The 16344-nt window shown below is 41.8% G+C and carries 14 protein-coding genes, 4 tRNA genes and 1 pseudogene; 12 read left to right on the top strand and 7 right to left on the bottom strand.

Translation table 11 applies throughout. The features are described from left to right. Positions 1 to 120 precede the first annotated feature (120 nt). The 9 genes from ASU1_RS00460 (at position 121) to ASU1_RS00500 (ending at position 6133) form a co-directional block, all read left to right on the top strand. A tRNA-Val gene (locus ASU1_RS00460) sits at positions 121 to 196 on the top strand. A gap of 47 nt (positions 197 to 243) precedes the next feature. After that, positions 244 to 319: transfer RNA gene (locus tag ASU1_RS00465), tRNA-Val, on the top strand. Positions 320 to 369: 50 nt separating this feature from the next. Continuing rightward, a tRNA-Val gene (locus ASU1_RS00470) sits at positions 370 to 445 on the top strand. 50 nt (positions 446 to 495) lie between these two features. Then, positions 496 to 571 (top strand) — tRNA-Val (locus tag ASU1_RS00475). A 251-nt stretch (positions 572 to 822) separates the two neighbouring features. Continuing rightward, positions 823 to 2004: a dual-specificity RNA methyltransferase RlmN gene (gene rlmN, locus ASU1_RS00480; RefSeq protein ID WP_014990913.1), complete on the top strand. Its 1182-nt coding sequence runs from the start codon at positions 823 to 825 to the stop codon at positions 2002 to 2004. Positions 2005 to 2058: 54 nt separating this feature from the next. Further along, complete coding sequence (pilW, locus tag ASU1_RS00485; RefSeq protein WP_014990914.1) at positions 2059 to 2607, top strand: type IV pilus biogenesis/stability protein PilW; 549 nt, start codon at positions 2059 to 2061, stop codon at positions 2605 to 2607. A gap of 75 nt (positions 2608 to 2682) precedes the next feature. After that, positions 2683 to 5022 (top strand): Tex family protein, encoded by a 2340-nt coding sequence (locus ASU1_RS00490; protein WP_014990915.1) that lies wholly within the window; start codon positions 2683 to 2685, stop codon positions 5020 to 5022. 401 nt (positions 5023 to 5423) lie between these two features. After that, positions 5424 to 5711 (top strand): type II toxin-antitoxin system Phd/YefM family antitoxin, encoded by a 288-nt coding sequence (locus tag ASU1_RS00495; protein ID WP_014990916.1) that lies wholly within the window; start codon positions 5424 to 5426, stop codon positions 5709 to 5711. Then, positions 5711 to 6133, top strand: a complete 423-nt coding sequence (locus ASU1_RS00500; RefSeq protein ID WP_014990917.1) for a type II toxin-antitoxin system VapC family toxin — start codon at positions 5711 to 5713, stop codon at positions 6131 to 6133. Before ASU1_RS00495 ends, ASU1_RS00500 begins: the two co-directional genes overlap by 1 nt. Before the next feature lie 374 nt (positions 6134 to 6507). On the opposite strand, the gene ASU1_RS00505 is transcribed toward ASU1_RS00500, so the two are convergent. The 4 genes and pseudogenes from ASU1_RS00505 to sppA all read right to left on the bottom strand — a co-directional run bounded on the left by ASU1_RS00505 (position 6508) and on the right by sppA (position 11167). Then, positions 6508 to 7788 carry an NAD(P)/FAD-dependent oxidoreductase gene (locus tag ASU1_RS00505; protein ID WP_014990918.1) on the bottom strand — a complete coding sequence of 427 codons (1281 nt, stop codon included), beginning with the start codon at positions 7786 to 7788 and terminating at the stop codon, positions 6508 to 6510. A gap of 111 nt (positions 7789 to 7899) precedes the next feature. Then, the gene (locus ASU1_RS00510; protein ID WP_179130574.1) at positions 7900 to 8418 is read right to left on the bottom strand and encodes a SprT family zinc-dependent metalloprotease; all 519 of its coding nucleotides are present in this window, start codon (positions 8416 to 8418) and stop codon (positions 7900 to 7902) included. Beyond that, positions 8419 to 9189, bottom strand: coding sequence for a ribonuclease T2 family protein (locus tag ASU1_RS00515; RefSeq protein ID WP_014990920.1), 771 nt, complete (start codon positions 9187 to 9189; stop codon positions 8419 to 8421). A 120-nt stretch (positions 9190 to 9309) separates the two neighbouring features. Beyond that, positions 9310 to 11167, bottom strand: a pseudogene (gene sppA / locus ASU1_RS00520) (signal peptide peptidase SppA). A 111-nt stretch (positions 11168 to 11278) separates the two neighbouring features. Between sppA and ASU1_RS00525 the strand changes: the two are divergent. Together ASU1_RS00525 and ASU1_RS00530 are read left to right on the top strand one after the other, a co-directional pair. Further along, positions 11279 to 11842 carry a nitroreductase family protein gene (locus ASU1_RS00525; protein WP_039195678.1) on the top strand — a complete coding sequence of 188 codons (564 nt, stop codon included), beginning with the start codon at positions 11279 to 11281 and terminating at the stop codon, positions 11840 to 11842. 27 nt (positions 11843 to 11869) lie between these two features. Next, positions 11870 to 12691, top strand: a complete 822-nt coding sequence (locus ASU1_RS00530; RefSeq protein WP_014990923.1) for an SDR family NAD(P)-dependent oxidoreductase — start codon at positions 11870 to 11872, stop codon at positions 12689 to 12691. Positions 12692 to 12877: 186 nt separating this feature from the next. On the opposite strand, the gene ASU1_RS00535 is transcribed toward ASU1_RS00530, so the two are convergent. The 3 genes from ASU1_RS00535 to ASU1_RS00545 all read right to left on the bottom strand — a co-directional run bounded on the left by ASU1_RS00535 (position 12878) and on the right by ASU1_RS00545 (position 15784). Next, positions 12878 to 15028 (bottom strand): heavy metal translocating P-type ATPase, encoded by a 2151-nt coding sequence (locus ASU1_RS00535; RefSeq protein ID WP_039194775.1) that lies wholly within the window; start codon positions 15026 to 15028, stop codon positions 12878 to 12880. Between the two features lie 85 nt (positions 15029 to 15113). Then, a complete protein-coding gene (locus ASU1_RS00540) occupies positions 15114 to 15314 on the bottom strand; it encodes a heavy-metal-associated domain-containing protein (protein ID WP_014990925.1) in 201 nt (66 codons plus the stop codon). A gap of 17 nt (positions 15315 to 15331) precedes the next feature. Beyond that, on the bottom strand, positions 15332 to 15784 hold the full coding sequence (locus tag ASU1_RS00545; RefSeq protein ID WP_014990926.1) for a DUF411 domain-containing protein: 453 nt from the start codon (positions 15782 to 15784) through the stop codon (positions 15332 to 15334). A gap of 85 nt (positions 15785 to 15869) precedes the next feature. Here ASU1_RS00545 and ASU1_RS00550 point away from each other — a divergent pair, with 85 nt between their 5' ends. Further along, positions 15870 to 16256 (top strand): Cu(I)-responsive transcriptional regulator, encoded by a 387-nt coding sequence (locus tag ASU1_RS00550; protein ID WP_014990927.1) that lies wholly within the window; start codon positions 15870 to 15872, stop codon positions 16254 to 16256. The last annotated feature ends 88 nt before the right edge of the window (positions 16257 to 16344 follow it).

A 16344-nucleotide genomic window follows, 5' to 3' on the forward strand; every position in this document is an offset into this window, starting at 1 on the left:
TGAAGGTTAAAAAACGTAAAAAATGAAGGTTTTGGACGAAAAATTCAACAAACAAGCCGAAATGTTAAAAAAAGGGTTTGACGATAGGTGAAAAATCTCTATAATGCCACTCCACAACACGGGCGATTAGCTCAGTTGGGAGAGCACCTCCCTTACAAGGAGGGGGTCACTGGTTCGAGACCGGTATCGCCCACCACTTTCCAATAAGTGTTTCGTGTTGATTACAATCTAATAATTGAAAACGGGCGATTAGCTCAGTTGGGAGAGCACCTCCCTTACAAGGAGGGGGTCACTGGTTCGAGACCGGTATCGCCCACCACTTTTCAACAAGTGTTCCGTTTTTCAATTCCCTTTGATGAAATCTCAAGTGGGCGATTAGCTCAGTTGGGAGAGCACCTCCCTTACAAGGAGGGGGTCACTGGTTCGAGACCGGTATCGCCCACCACTTTAGATTTTCATCATAAACTTCAAGCTATAGCAAATGCTATATCATGAGGGCGATTAGCTCAGTTGGGAGAGCACCTCCCTTACAAGGAGGGGGTCACTGGTTCGAGACCGGTATCGCCCACCACTACTTCTTATCCTATTCTTTAATTCATCATCAAATAACATTTAAAATTTGCTATTTTACCCTCTATCTTTGCATTTCATCACTTTTTTGCGATCTTGATCGAAAATTTCAGATTAAAAACTTCCCATTTCGTTTAAAAATCACTAGCCTTAAACCTTATAGACGAGTAAAATTTGCGGTCTTTTTATTTTATCAACCTGCAAAACTAATCCTTTTGCCGTAAACCGTGTAACAACGAGGCTTTTACTCTCATGTCAGAACAAACCCAAACTTGTGCGAGCGAAATTCAAGCAATGAATGCCGCAGTACAACACCCTAAATCAGAAAAAATTAACCTCATGAACTTAACTCGCCAAGAGATGCGTGAGTTATTTGCCGAAATGGGCGAAAAACCGTTTCGTGCCGACCAATTAATGAAATGGATTTACCATTTTGGTGAAGATAATTTCGATAATATGAGCAATATCAATAAAGTATTGCGTGAAAAATTAAAACAAATTGCAGAAATCAAAGCACCGGAAGTATCTGTCGAGCAGCGTTCAAGTGACGGCACAATCAAATGGGCGATGCAAGTAGGCGATCAGCAAATTGAAACCGTGTATATTCCGGAAGCGGATCGTGCGACTTTATGTGTTTCTTCACAAGTAGGCTGTGCGTTAGCCTGTAAATTCTGTTCAACCGCTCAGCAAGGTTTTAACCGTAACTTAACCGTTTCTGAAATTATCGGTCAGGTATGGCGAGCTTCGAAAATCATTGGTAACTTCGGTGTAACCGGTGTACGTCCGATTACCAACGTGGTAATGATGGGGATGGGGGAACCGTTACTTAATTTAAATAACGTGATTCCGGCAATGGAAATTATGTTAGATGACTTTGCATACGGTTTATCAAAACGCCGTGTAACACTTTCAACGGCAGGTGTTGTGCCGGCGCTTGATATTATGCGTGAAAAAATTGACGTAGCATTAGCGATTTCATTGCATGCACCAAATGATGAATTGCGTGATGAAATTATGCCGATTAACAAAAAGTATAATATCAAAATGTTGATGGATTCTGTGCATAAATACCTTGAAGTATCGAATGCGAACCACGGTAAAGTGACGATTGAATACGTGTTATTAGATCACGTTAATGACGGCACGGAACACGCACATCAGTTAGCCGAAGTCTTAAAAAATACGCCGTGTAAGATCAATCTAATTCCATGGAACCCGTTCCCAGAAGCTCCTTACGGTAAGAGTTCAAATAGCCGTGTGGATCGTTTCCAAAAAACCTTAATGGAATACGGTTTTACGGTTATTGTACGTAAAACTCGTGGTGACGATATTGATGCCGCTTGCGGTCAGCTTGCCGGTGATGTCATCGACCGAACCAAACGTACCATGGAAAAACGTAAGTTTGGCAAAGGTATTGCGGTGCAAAACCATTAACCAATTTCTCCCTAAGCAACTCAAGCGAAGGGAGTATATCTTGAGGAGAACAATATGAACCTTGCAAAATTTTTGCGAAATTTGACCGCTTGTATGCTGTTACCTGTGTTGTTCGGTTGTTCTTCTCTGCTTCCTCCCCCCCAAACCACTTTTAATCGTTCAGAAGCAGTTAAAGCGCGTATCAATTTAGCCTTAGCGTATCTCGATCAACATGATTTACCCAAAGCGAAAGAGAATATTGATAAAGCGTTAAGCCACGATCAAAACGATTACCTACCTCACTCCGTTTTAGCTTATTATTATCAACAAATCGGTGATCAAGTTCACGCCGAGCAAGCTTATCAGCAAGCATTGAAGCTGAGTAATAACCGTCCGGATGTCTTAAATAATTACGGTACTTTTCTGTGTAAACAAGCCAAATTTGATCAGGCATACCAACAATTTGAGCAAGCGGTGCAAAGCGAACAACCTTATTATCATCAAGCCGATAGCCTAGAAAATATCGTGTTATGTGCCAAACAAGAGCCGAATTTAGCTAAAGTAAACGAAGCGTTAAGCCAATTAGAAAAGCTGGATAAAGCAAGAGCGGCGGCACTGCGTTAGCTCGAACTTTTATTTTTGGGCATTGTCTTTTTTTACTGTTAAAATAAAGCGAATTTTATTTGTTAGGGAAACGCAATGTCAGAGCTCAATACACAGATTAGCCAGATTATTGCCACAGAACTTTCTGTTGGCTCACATCAAATTCTCGCTGCAATCAAATTACTCGATGAGGGTAATACCATTCCATTTATCGCTCGTTATCGTAAAGAAGTCACCGGTGGCTTAGACGACACCCAATTACGTCATTTTGAAACACGTTTAATTTATTTGCGTGAGTTAGACGATCGCCGTCAAACGATCCTTAAATCGATTGAAGATCAAGGTAAATTGACGGCTGAATTACGTACCAAAATTGAAACGACCGAAAGTAAAACCGAATTAGAAGATCTTTATCTGCCTTATAAACCGAAACGCCGTACTCGTGGGCAAATTGCGATTGAGGCAGGGCTTGAGCCGTTGGCAGATAGTTTATGGAATGATCCGAGCCAATCACCGGAAGTGTTAGCGGAATCTTTTATTGATGCGGAAAAAGGTGTTGCGGATGTTAAATCTGCGTTAGACGGCGCACGTTATATTCTAATGGAGCGTTTTTCAGAAGATGCCGAATTACTTGCAAAATTACGCCAATATTTGACCGCTTACGCAACGCTAGAATCAAGAGTGATTGAAGGTAGGGAAGAAGAAGGCGAGAAATTCCGAGATTATTTTGCCCATAGTGAGCCGTTTAAAACCGTACCTTCGCACCGTGCGTTAGCAATGTTCCGAGGCAGAAACGAAGGCGTATTATCGCTTTCGTTAAATGCGGATCCTAAAGCGGAAGAAGGCGCTCGAACAAGTCATTGCGAAGAAATTATTCGCCAGCATTTAGGCGTGATATTCAATCAACAACCGGCAGACAAATGGCGTGAACAAGTGATTGCTTGGACTTGGAAAATTAAAGCTGCACTTCATTTGGAAACCGAATTAATGGGCGCATTGCGCGAGAAAGCGGAAGAAGAAGCGATTGACGTATTTGCTCGCAATCTGTCTGCGTTATTAATGGCGGCACCGGCAGGCGCAAAAAATACCATGGGCTTAGACCCGGGCTTACGAACCGGTGTGAAAGTGGCTGTGGTGGATAATACCGGTAAATTATTGGCGACCGACACCATTTATCCGCACACAACAGGCAAAGCAGCGGCGGAAGTTTCGCTGTATAAATTAATTAAGCAGCATAATGTTGAGCTGATTGCGATCGGTAATGGTACGGCTTCTCGTGAAACGGAACGTTTTGCCAAGGATGTGTTAAAACAGATCAAAGAAAGCAAACCGGATATGTTGATTCCACAAACCGTGGTGGTTAGTGAGGCGGGGGCTTCGGTTTATTCTGCTTCCGAATTAGCGGCAAATGAATTCCCTGAGTTAGATGTTTCATTACGTGGTGCGGTATCGATTGCTCGCCGTTTACAAGATCCTCTAGCGGAATTGGTAAAAATTGAGCCGAAAGCGATTGGCGTGGGGCAGTATCAGCACGATGTTAACCAGTCACAACTGGCTCGCAAACTGGATGCGGTGGTTGAAGACTGTGTAAATGCGGTTGGGGTGGATCTGAATACCGCTTCCGCACCGTTATTGGCTCGTGTTGCCGGTATGAGCAAAACACTAGCGCAAAATATCGTAGCGTTTCGTGATGAAAACGGACGTTTTAATGCACGTTCCGACCTGAAAAAAGTACCTCGTTTAGGGCCGAAAGCCTTTGAACAGTGTGCCGGTTTTATGCGAATTGTCGGCGGTAAAAATGCGTTAGATGCTTCGAGTGTGCATCCGGAGGCTTATCCGGTGGTGGAAAAAATTCTCCAAGCAACCGATTCGACTCTTGCTGAATTAATGGGCAATGCAACTCGTATTCACCAACTGAATGCAAAAGATTTTGTGGACGAACAATTCGGTTTACCGACTGTAAACGATATTTTCAAAGAGTTGGAAAAACCGGGGCGCGATCCTCGTGGTGAATTTAAAACGGCAACCTTTATGGACGGCGTAGAAGATATTAAGGATCTGAAAGTCGGTATGATCTTAGAGGGGACGGTAACCAATGTAGCGAATTTCGGTGCTTTTGTGGATATCGGTGTACATCAAGACGGTTTGGTACATATTTCAATGTTATCGAACAGCTTCGTGGAAGATCCGCATAAAGTAGTGAAAGTTGGCAATTTAGTGAAAGTGAAAGTGTTAGAAGTGGATGTACAGCGTAAACGTATTGCGTTAACTATGCGTTTAGAAGACAAGCCGACCGACAAACCGGCAAGCGGTCGAAATCCGCAAGAAAATCGCAAAAATACTGAAAAATCCGACCGCTTCTCTGGCAATAAACCGCAACGTAATCAGTTCGCCAACAATGCGTTTGCCGATGCGTTAAAAGGTTGGAAGAAGTAATTCTCCCCCTCTCTCTGCTTGTTTTCGCTAAACGCTTCAACAAGCTGTCTCTCTCCCACAAGGGGAGAGAGTAAAATATAGCTTAAATAAAACCACGGAACACACCGATTACACTGAATAAATTTCCGAGTGGTCTGTGTGTTCCGTGGTTAGTTTTTGCAAAATTTTGCGGAAATATAACCGCTTGTAAGAGGCGAAAGTAAGATATTGCTCAAATAAAACCACGGAATACACCGATTACACCGGATAAAATTTTCGAGTAATCTGTGTATTCTGTGGTTAATTTTTTGCAAACCTTTGCAGAAAAATGACTGCTTGTAATGAGATGTTATTGGTTTTGTACTTTTATTGAACAGAAAAAGGTAGTAATATAGTGACAATTTTGATATTAGGGAGGCGATATGGCGGTCATCAGTTCCAAAGAATTTAACCAACGTGCCAGTGCTGTATTAAAAATTGCAGAAACCGAGCCTGTGTATATTACTAAATGGGGTAAGGTGGTTAGTGTGTTGGCAAGCTACGCTCATTATCAAGCTCAAACGAAATCGCAAAGTTTGGCAGATGCTTTTAGCAGTACGGTACCAACTGCAATATTGAGTACCGAAGCCGAACAGCAATTTGAGCAAACTTTGCAGCAAATACGTCAACAAAGCAAAATGAACGTACCGGATTTATCGGAGTGGGAATAATGTATTTATTAGATACCAATATTGTTTCCGAACTACGTAAAATGGAAAGTGGAAAAGCTGATGTTAATGTGGTTGCCTGGTTTCAACAAGTCAATTTAACCGATGCTTATTTAAGTGTTATCACTCTCTTTGAAATTAAGTTAGGTATTTTGCAACTTAAACGCAAAGATATTCAACAAGCTAAACTTTTACAAAGTTGGTTTGAACAAAAACTTTTACATCATTTTGAAAATAGAATTTTACCGCTTGATACCAAAGTTATGATGATCTGTGCAGAGTTTCATATTCCGGATAAAAAGCCGTTAAATGACTCTTATATAGCCGCTACGGCTAAAGCACATAGATTTAAAATTGTGACGAGAAATGTGAAAAATTTTAAAGGATGTGGGGTAGAGGTACTGAATCCATTTATTGATGAATAAATTAAACCACGGAACACACTGATTACACTGAATAAATTTCCGAGAGATCAGTGTGTTCCGTGGTTAATTTTTTCTAAATACTTCAACAAACTGTTTATCTCCCATAAAGGGAGGGGTATTAAATATAGATTAAATCAAACTACTGAACACACTGATTACACCGAATAAAATTTCCGAGTAGTCCGTGTATTCCGTGGTTACTTTTTGCTAAATACTTCAATAAACTGTCTATCTCCTATAAAGGGATATAGTGAGATATAGATTGAATAAAGCCAGGGAATACACCGATTACACTGAATAAAATTCCGAGTAGTCTGCGTATTCCGTGGTTAATTTTTTGCAAAATTTTACGGAAATATAACCGCTTGTTTTGCTTAGTGTAACTTCATTGACGGTCTGAGGAAGCGGTTAATTTGACCGACTAATAAAATCAGACCGGTTTTTACCCAGCCGTGTAAAGCAACTTGGTGCATACGGTATAACGAGAGGTAAGCAAGGCGTGCGATTTTACCTTCGATAAACATATCACCGCTCATTAAGTTGCCCATCAAGTTACCGACCGTACCGAAGTGAGAGAACGAAAGTAGAGAGCCTTTATCATTGAATTTAAACGGTTTTTGTTCTTTGCCTTCAAGTGCCGCCACAATATTTTTACCGCATTGTGTTGCCATTTGGTGTGCAGCTTGCGCACGTGGTGGAATGGCTTTACCGTCTTGGATTAATGAGGCGCAGTCACCGATGACATATACTGAGTCATCTACCGTTGTTTGTAAGGTATCTTTGATTTCAATTTGGTTTAAACGATTAGTTTCAAAATCGAATTCTTTTACAAATTCAGGTGCTTTAACCCCTGCAGCCCAAACCATTAAGTTAGCTTCAATTTTGTCACCGTCTTTAGTAATTAAGCCGTCTTCTACCGCTTCGGTGATCATCGTATTTAAGCGAACGTCCACACCAGCTTTGCGCAATTCAGCAAGGGCAGAAGCCGATACTTTTTCGGTTAATGCAGGAATTAAGCGTGAACCAGCTTCAACTAAGGTGACTTTTAGGCTCGCTCGATTCAATTTACCAAAACCGTATGAGTTTAAGTGTTTTACCGCATTATAAAGTTCTGCGGAAAGCTCGATCCCAGTTGCTCCACCACCGACGATCGCAATTTTTACGTCTTGATTTTCACTGTGAGAGAACTGTAGGAATAATTCCATCATACGTTTTTGGAATTGTTTCGCCTGTTCTGAACCGTCTAAGAAAATACAGTGTTCCGCCACACCTTTAGTATTGAAATCGTTCGATTTACTGCCGATCGCAATCACTAATTTATCATAAGCGATATGACGTTCTTCTACTAACAGCTGATTTTGTTCGTTATAAATTGGCGCAAGTGTCACTTCTTTTTTATCACGACTTACTGCGGTGAGCGTGCCTTGTTGGAATTCAAAACCGTGATTTTTAGCATGTGCACGATAGCTGAGTGCATCGGTACCTTCATCTAAAGAACCGGTTGCAACTTCGTGTAAAAGAGGTTTCCAAAGGTGGGTTGCATTACGATCGATAAGAATGACTTTCGCTTTATTCTTACGCCCTAATTTATTGCCAAGGTAGGTAGCAAGCTCTAAACCGCCAGCTCCACCACCCACGACCACGATGGTTTCCATTGTCATAAAATACTCCAAATGATAATAAATTGATAAAAGTCAAAAAATTGCGTTAATTTTAGGCGCTTATAGAATAATGTCTAGTACCTTTTAACGTTATTTTAACGATTGTTACAAATTGTCTTTGGAAGTGAGGATTTGTTTACACTGCTTACAGAGATAGCGGCGACCATCTCGTACGATGGCATTATGACGACGTAAAGAGAGTAGATGCGTTTGACAACCGCACTGATAGGCAAATTGTTTGCCGACGACATTTTGCGTATCAAAGCAATGGTAGGTTTCCGCTGGTACGCCGAAAACTTGTTCCATCATCATTTTCCATTCTTTACCGTGTGGTTGGACTCGCCCGAATTGTTGATAAACCAAAGCGTGAGCAAGTTCATGCGGTACAACCTGCTGAATAAAGGATTGCCCGTTTTCCGCCAATAAAACAGGATTGAAGCGAATTTCATTACGTTGCAGATAAGCAACACCGGCTTTTACACCACGCACGGCATAACTGACCGTCGGTGGTGTAAAAGTTTTATTGAAGTGAGTATTGGCTTGCTCCAAATTGCGTTTTAGCTGACGCTGAACCTGCATTTTGAGCTGACGCATGAGAGCAGTATTTGAGACTGATTCCGTCATTTATTTCGGGCAGTCCACTGGTTGCCATTTTTTATCGTAGCAAACGTAGAGTTCGGTCTTGCTTGCGCCTAAATAAACACCGCGTAGCTGCGGATTATGTTTACGCATCCATTGGAATAAATCATTTCGGCGTAGATTTTTTGCCGGTAGTTTCAGGCTGTAAAACAACTCTTTTTGTTTTGCAAAATAGCTTTCCGCATTATCGAAAGCGCAGCTGCCGTGTTTTTCCCATTCGCCTTGTAATAATGCAGCACCTGGTGATTCCGGTAGATATTGCTCAATAATTTTCGCTGACACTTCCGGTAAATCGCCTTGGCAATAGCGAGGATGCTGATCAACCGAACGTGCTTTAGCATTTTGTGGCCATAAACCGTGAATAACCCAGCCGAAGTTTTGACTACCGGCGCATTGATAAGCTAAACGTTGCGGCACATCACCTTGGTTTTTATTGCGTTGTGATTCACAAAAAGCTGGTGACCAAGAAAGTGCCAACATATAGTAATCAACCGGTGCGTGCTTGTTTTGCCCGATTTTATCTTCATCCATTTTGGAATCATAATTCATCGAAAGTGCCGCTTGAGTCGCTGAAGCGGATTGTGCCTGCGGTGCTTTTGCAATCGGCGTATCGTTTTCCGTCGCATAGTCGTTTTGTTGCTGCTGCGGCAGTGGTTGTTTAACCGGTTCTGACTTATTACTTTGATTACCGAAAAAATAAGAGATTGCCGCAATAATCAGTAATACGGCTAATTTTATAAGTTGCTTTTGGTTCATATTTAATGGGGTTGGATCACTAGAAAGGGCGCTACTATAAACAAAAAAGAGAAGTGAGGGAAGAAAAAATAAGCGGTTAAATTTGTAAAAAAATTTGCAAATTTAACCGCTTGTAACAAGCTATTTTATCGTGCCACAGCTGAGGCAATATAAATAGGCATGTTTAGGATCGTTAAACTGTTGCAGTAATTCGAGCGATTGTTGGGCTTGAGTTGCAACTGGAAGCCCTAACCATGAACTCAATTGGAATTTGAGTTTAGAGCCTTTTAGGAATGAACCTAGTAGACTATCATCACTGTCAATAAACCATTGTGCTCTAAAGTGTTCAATTACGGCTTCGCCTTTTGCTTTGCGTTGTTGATTGACTAATTCGGTGATAACGTCATAAGCGGTGTCAAAATCACCTAATTCATCGACTAAACCGTGTTTTAATGCATCTTCACCTGACCAAACTTGTCCTTGTGCAATTTTATCTACTGCCTGTTTAGGGATATTTCGTCCGCGGCTGACCAATTCTAGGAATCGGTCGTAGCCATTTTCAATGCTGATTTGAATTACTTCCGCTTGTTCTTTCGGTAATGTTTTTAATGGACTGGAAGAAGCAAATGGTGAAAGTGAAATACCATCTTCCGTTACACCTAAATTTTTAGCGGTTTTTTCAAAGCTGGTTGCTAAGCCGAAAATCCCGATAGAACCGGTAATGGTAGTCGGGCTGGCGATAATTTTATCGCTGGTCGCCGAAATCCAATAGCCGCCTGACGCCGCCATACCGCCCATTGATGTCACAACCGGTTTACCGGAAAGTTGAATCGCTTCTAATTCTTGGCGAATAATTTCCGAAGCCATTGCGCTACCGCCGGGGCTATTTACTCGTAAAATAACGCCTCTCACATTTTTGTCTTCACGTGCTTTGCGTAATTGTTTGACAATAGTGTCGCTGCCCGCTGAATTTTGAGAGCTTTTGCCACTAACGATTTGACCTTCTACGTTAATAATTGCAATTTTGTGTTCGGCTTTAACATGAAAACGATCTGTAAGCCCGTGAGCATAATCAAAATAATCAATGTGATTATAGTTACCCTCTTTATCTGCTCCGAATTGTTGAATTAAAGCGGTTTGAATTTGACTTGGTGTGGTAACTTCCGTAATCAATTTTTGATTTAGTGCATATTGCGCATCATCGCCTTTTAATGCTTTATATTTTGCGATATAAGTTTGGCTATCCGGTAGAACTTGTTCCGGCTGAATTTGGCGATTGCGCGCAATGTCTTGGCGGACATTATTCCAGATTGATGTGAGCCATGTTTGTGCGTTTTGTTTTGCTTCTGGTGACATATCATCACGAATGAACGGCTCTACAGCCGATTTGTAAGTACCGACACGGAAAATATGTGGAACAGCTTCAATTTTATCGAGCAACGTTTTGAAATAGATATTGCTATAGCTGAGAGCGTGAATATCAACAAAACCGGCTTTATTCAAATAAATCTTATCGGCAAAGCTTGCCAAATAGTATTGCGATTGGCTGTATTGTTCACCAATAGCGATAACCGGTTTACCCGATTGCTTGAAGTATTCGATTTGAGCGCCAATAAATTGTAGTGAGGCAACATCCCCACATTGGAAATAACCTAAATCCAATACTAAACCGGTAATACGTTCATCTTTCATGGCTTTATTGATGCTACGAGCTACATCAAAGGTTGAGATTTTTATCGGTTCATTATTGCCTAACTCGTTTTGAATTAAGCGGTGTAAATCACCGTATTCGTCATGATTATCGGCTAAGTAACCGTCTAAATTGAGTTGTAATGCCCCTTTTTCGAAAAAAGGGTTGTTGATTTTGATGTTTTGATTCTTGTTGTAATAATGTGGTAAGTGCAAAACAAATCAGTACGAAAATAATAAAGAATAGGCTTAAGACAAATTCTCGAATACAGCGGAAAATCTGATAAAGCCCTTTCAACATTTTTAACATATTAGTCCTAATGAGTGTAAGTATTTTGTGGGATAAGCTACCATAAAAACGGCTTAGAATTAATAAAATATGTTATTCTTAATGCAATTTTTACATAAAGTACAGCAGACTATGGAAATTTTAGATTTATTACATCGCCGTCGTTCAAATAAAAAATTTGGTGAAATTGCGCCCTCTGCGGAGCAAATTGAAAATATGATTAAAGCGGCATTGCGTGCGCCGGATCACGGCAAAATGAAGCCTTATCACTTTGTGGTGATCGAAAAAAGCGGAATGTCGAAATTACGAGAATGTTTAGCTGCTGCCGCAGTTGAATTTAATATGGATGAGAAAAATGCGGCTAAGGCGGATAAACTTTCCAGCCAAGCACCAATGGTGATCGGCATTGTGGCAAAAATTGATCACGAATCACCGAAAGTACCGGCGTGGGAGCAAATTGTGACAGCCGGCTGTGCGACTTATGCGATGCAGCTAGCCGCTAATGCTCAAGGCTTTGAAACGGTTTGGATTAGCAAAAAATGGGTGGAAGGATCGCTATTGCGTGAAACATTCGGCTGCCGTGCCGGTGATAAAGTGATCGGTTTATTGTTAGTCGGATCACCGAAAGAAGATAATGGCATTTCGCTAGCCAGAGAAGCGGAAGAAACGGAAGGTTTTGTGAGCATAATTCGTTGATAATAGCGAGCTCGTATTGAGGAAGGTATGAAAACAATTTTAATCACTGGCTGTTCTTCCGGTATTGGTTATGCCACGGCTAAATTGTTGAAAGACAGCGGCTGGCGAGTGATTGCCAGTTGTAGAAAACCGGCGGATATTGACCGCTTGCGAGCGGAAGGTTTCGAATGTATTCAGCTTGATGTGCAAGATTCGGCACAGATTGCCCAAGCTTTTGAATATATTAAAGCGAACGGCGGCTTAGATGCGGTCTTTTGCAATGCAGGACAAGGGCAACCGGGCTGTGTGGAAGATTTGCCGCGTGAAGCATTACGTGAGTTATTTGAAATCAATGTGTTTGGCGTGTGGGAAGTGATGAATCATGCACTTAAAATTTTCCGCGCGCAGAACCACGGGCGTATTTTGCTTACTAGCAGTATTTTAGGCTTTGCTGCAATGCACTTTCGAGGTGCTTATAATGCGACTAAATTTGCGGTGGAAGGTATGGCGGATACGCTACGTCACGAATTATACGGCTCGAATATTTATGTCAGCTTGATTGAACCGGGCCCGATTTTAAGCGATTTTCGCTCAAATTCTTTGGATAAACTCACCAAATATATTGATGTGGAACATACCGCTAAAACGGCATTTAACCAAAAACAATATCAGCGATTGGCAACTAAAAAGAATGATAACCCGTTTGCCAAACCGGCATCAGCCGTGGCGGAAGCCTGTTTGAAAGCCTTAACCGATAGTAAACCGAAAGCTCGTTATCAAGTCACTTTCCCAACTAAACTGTTCTGGTGGCTAAGACGTATTTTACCGACTACATGGTTTGATTTTGTGTGCCGTAAGTCTGGTGGCTAGTGGAGCAATAAAACCACGGAATACACGGATTACACTGAAAAGCCTAGCACGGCAGAACCGTACTAGGTTAAGTATAATTCAGCCCTGTTAGGGCTGGAAGTTAGAGAAAATATAGAGCCACAGAGTGGCTCACTCAGCCGAAGGTTGATTGTAACCACGTACGGCTTCGTGCGTGGGGGAAACTAGCTACTTCAACAATCTCTGACTATTCAGCACTACGGTGATAGAAGACATTGTCATCGCAACGGCGGCGATCATCGGGTTGAGCAGCCAGCCGGTAAACGGGTAAAGTACACCTGCAGCAATCGGAATGGCAATCACGTTATACATAAATGCACCGAGCAAACTTTGCTTCATATTGCGTAATACCCGTTTGGCAAACGGCAGAATTTGTACCACCGGTGTTAAACCGTGTTGCATCAGCGAGAGATCGGCAGTTTCAACCGCAATATCCGAACCGTTGTGCATCGCAATCCCCACATTTGCTTGAGCGAGAGCCGGTGCGTCATTAATCCCATCGCCAATCATCGCCACTTTTTTACCTTGAGCTTGTAATTCACGAATTTTATCCGCTTTTTGCTCCGGTAAAACTTCGGCGATCACTCCGTCTAAACCGAGTTGTTGTGCAAAATATTCAGCAGTTGATTGGCGGTCACCGGTTAGCATTAAGCATTGATAACCTTCCGCTTTAAATTTTTCGATCATCGCTTTGGATTCATTACGTAATTGATCTTCCACCGATAAAATACCAGCTAATTGACCATTTACTGCCACAAAAATTTGCGTGGATCGAGAAGCGGTTAAATTCCCGGAAAAATTGACAAACTTCGCATTACCCACCTTGATTTGATCTTCGCCTAAGTTGGCAACAATCCCTGCCCCTTTGACTACTTGCACGTTTGTCACTTCACAAGCGGTCTGATTTTCAGCAAATTTTACAATCGCTTTGGCAATCGGGTGAGAAGCGTGGACTTCTAAACTTTTTGCCAGTTGCAACACTCGATTCGGCTCGAAACCGTTAAAGGTTTGGATATCCGAAACCGTCATTTCGCCGGTGGTGAGTGTGCCGGTTTTATCGAATACTAGCGTATCGATTTCGGAGCCGGCTTGCAGAGCTTCGATATTGCGTACTAACACGCCGAATTCAGCAGCTCGAGCCACGCCGGCAATAGTGGAAAGCGGAATTGCTAAACCGAGTGCACAAGGGCAAGCGATAATTAACACCGTAGTAAAAATTGAGAGGGCAAACGAAAAGTCTTTGCCTAAAAATAACCAAATCAGACCGCTTATTAACGCAATCGAAACTACAACTGGTACAAAAACACTTGCCACTTTATCGACAAATTGTGCGAGTGGTGGCTTACTTGATTGTGCATGACGTACAGCATTGATCACTCGGGCAAGAGCGGTTTGGCTGCCGACTTGTTCGGCAATATAGATACCCGCTCCGTCTTGAATCAGCGTTCCGGCGCGTACTTTATCTCCGACTTTTTTCTCAATCGGTAACGCTTCGCCGGTGAGCATTGATTCATCCACCCAAATAGAACCGCTTTCCAATCTGCCGTCCACTGCAAGGCGGTCACCGGTGAGTGCTTGCACACGCATTCCCGGCTTGATGCCTTTTACCGGAATGGTTTGTGTTGCATTATTTTGATCAAAAACGACCGCTTGTTGCGGGGCGAGATCGAGTAATTTTTCTAAAGCAAGCGAAGAACGTTGTTTGGCTTTTAGTTCAAGAAATTTACCGAGATTGATAAAGCCGATAATCATCACGCTGGCTTCATAGTAAACGTGCGCTTGCGGTTGGGGGAAAAGTGTTAGCCAAAATGAGTAGAGCCAAGCGACACCGGTACTGAGAGCGACTAAAGTGTCCATGGTGGAGGCTTTATTTTTTAAGCTGACCCATGCCCCGACAAAGAAATCTTTACCGGCAAAATACATGGTAAATAAACTGATCGCAGCGGCAATAAACCAATAAATTAAATTAGTTGAATTTGGGATCATTCCGATAACCAAACCCAATGCCACCAAACCGAAACCGACAATTAAGGCGACTACAAATTGCCATTTTTTATGGCTTAAAGCACGTTGGGTTTGCGCTTGTTGTTTGGCTCGACGTTCTTGTTCGCTTTCTAAAATTTCCGCACCGAAACCGATTTTTTCGACCGCTTGTACCATCGCTTGCGGATCTGCTTCGCCCTGTACAAATGCAGTTTGATCGGCAAGATTGACCGAAGCAAAACTCACTCCTTCCACTTTCATCAAAATTTTTTCAACCCGACGCACGCAAGCGGCACAGTGCATACCGTCAATTAAAAGTTGTTGTTCTTTAGCCATATCTTTTCTTTCCGGTAAGTTTAACCACGGAATACACGGATTTCACGGAAATATTCAGTGTTTTCTGTGTATCCCGTGGTAATGGTTAGATTACTTCCGCTTCAAAACCAATATCATCAACCGCTGCAATAAGAGCTTCTGCATTAGCAGAACCTTCTACAATCGCTTGTTGCGGATCTAAAGTCACTGCCGCTTTAGTTACGCCTTCTACTGCATTCAGTGCTTTTTCCACGCTTTTTACACAGTTACCGCAATGTAAGCCGTCAAGTTTGAGTGTAATTGACATTTTGTTTCTCCTAATGATTAGTTGTATGAATTGAAAATTGTAGTTGTGCCGTCTTTTTTAAGTAACAGCACATCATATTTATCTTTATGCCCCATATGTTTCGGCTGATCCATTCCCGGCGAGCCAAGCGGCATTTCCGGTACGATTAAGCCTACTGCATCAGCCGGTTTTTCTTTGAGTAAACGCTCAATATCTTGTGCCGGCACATGACCTTCAATCAGATAACCGTCTACCATTGCACTATGACAGGCTTGTAATTTCGGTTGTAATTGTAGTTTGCTATGTACATGGCGATTACCTGTATCATTTGCGGTGACATTAAAACCATGCTGTTTTAAATGATCAATCCAAAAATTACAGCAACCGCAAGTTGGACTTTTCCATACTTCAATATTATTGACTGCATAAACAAAAGAAGGAGTCGCAAGCATTGCACAAAATGAAATGACTTTTAACAGACGAAATTTCATAGCTACCTCATAAAAAAGAATGACGAATACTGAATTTCTTTATATGCTAATCCTTAACCCTAGGTTAAGGTCAAGAGGTAATAGAATGAATATTAGTCAAGCTGCGGAACATTCCGGATTATCAGCTAAGCAAATTCGCGATTATGAAAAAGCCGGTTTACTGCCGCAGGCAGTCCGTTCAAGTAGTGGTTATCGAGTTTATTCGATTTCGGATTTGGAACGTTTACACTTTATCAGTAATGCACGTAAGGTTGGATTTTCTTTAGTGCAGATCAGCGAATTATTAAAACTAAATGATGATCCGCATCGCACCAGCCGTGAAGTGAAGAAACTTACCGAGCAACATATTGAAGAACTTCAGCAAAAAATTGCTGATTTACAACAAATGCTTTCTTTACTGAAAAGTTGGAGTAAGTCTTGTTGCGGTAATGACAGTCCGGAATGTTCGATATTAAGCGGTCTAAAACGCTAAATTTTTTGCAAATGATTTTGCTGTCATCAAATCGTCATATTGTTTTTTTAGAATACGCTTAAACCAAATAATTTATTCCAAACAGCTA

The sequence above is a fragment of the Actinobacillus suis ATCC 33415 genome (assembly GCF_000739435.1).
Taxonomy (GTDB): Bacteria; Pseudomonadota; Gammaproteobacteria; order Enterobacterales; family Pasteurellaceae; genus Actinobacillus; species Actinobacillus suis.

Coding starts and splice junctions, on each gene's coding strand:
- ASU1_RS00515 (WP_014990920.1), bottom strand. CDS start 9,189: ATGAACCAAAAGCAACTTATAAAATTAGCCGTATTACTGATTATTGCG.
- ASU1_RS00550 (WP_014990927.1), top strand. CDS start 15,870: ATGAATATTAGTCAAGCTGCGGAACATTCCGGATTATCAGCTAAGCAA.
- ASU1_RS00525 (WP_039195678.1), top strand. CDS start 11,279: ATGGAAATTTTAGATTTATTACATCGCCGTCGTTCAAATAAAAAATTT.
- rlmN (WP_014990913.1), top strand. CDS start 823: ATGTCAGAACAAACCCAAACTTGTGCGAGCGAAATTCAAGCAATGAAT.
- ASU1_RS00535 (WP_039194775.1), bottom strand. CDS start 15,028: ATGGCTAAAGAACAACAACTTTTAATTGACGGTATGCACTGTGCCGCT.
- pilW (WP_014990914.1), top strand. CDS start 2,059: ATGAACCTTGCAAAATTTTTGCGAAATTTGACCGCTTGTATGCTGTTA.
- ASU1_RS00490 (WP_014990915.1), top strand. CDS start 2,683: ATGTCAGAGCTCAATACACAGATTAGCCAGATTATTGCCACAGAACTT.
- ASU1_RS00540 (WP_014990925.1), bottom strand. CDS start 15,314: ATGTCAATTACACTCAAACTTGACGGCTTACATTGCGGTAACTGTGTA.
- ASU1_RS00500 (WP_014990917.1), top strand. CDS start 5,711: ATGTATTTATTAGATACCAATATTGTTTCCGAACTACGTAAAATGGAA.
- ASU1_RS00530 (WP_014990923.1), top strand. CDS start 11,870: ATGAAAACAATTTTAATCACTGGCTGTTCTTCCGGTATTGGTTATGCC.
- ASU1_RS00545 (WP_014990926.1), bottom strand. CDS start 15,784: ATGAAATTTCGTCTGTTAAAAGTCATTTCATTTTGTGCAATGCTTGCG.
- ASU1_RS00505 (WP_014990918.1), bottom strand. CDS start 7,788: ATGGAAACCATCGTGGTCGTGGGTGGTGGAGCTGGCGGTTTAGAGCTT.
- ASU1_RS00510 (WP_179130574.1), bottom strand. CDS start 8,418: ATGACGGAATCAGTCTCAAATACTGCTCTCATGCGTCAGCTCAAAATG.
- ASU1_RS00495 (WP_014990916.1), top strand. CDS start 5,424: ATGGCGGTCATCAGTTCCAAAGAATTTAACCAACGTGCCAGTGCTGTA.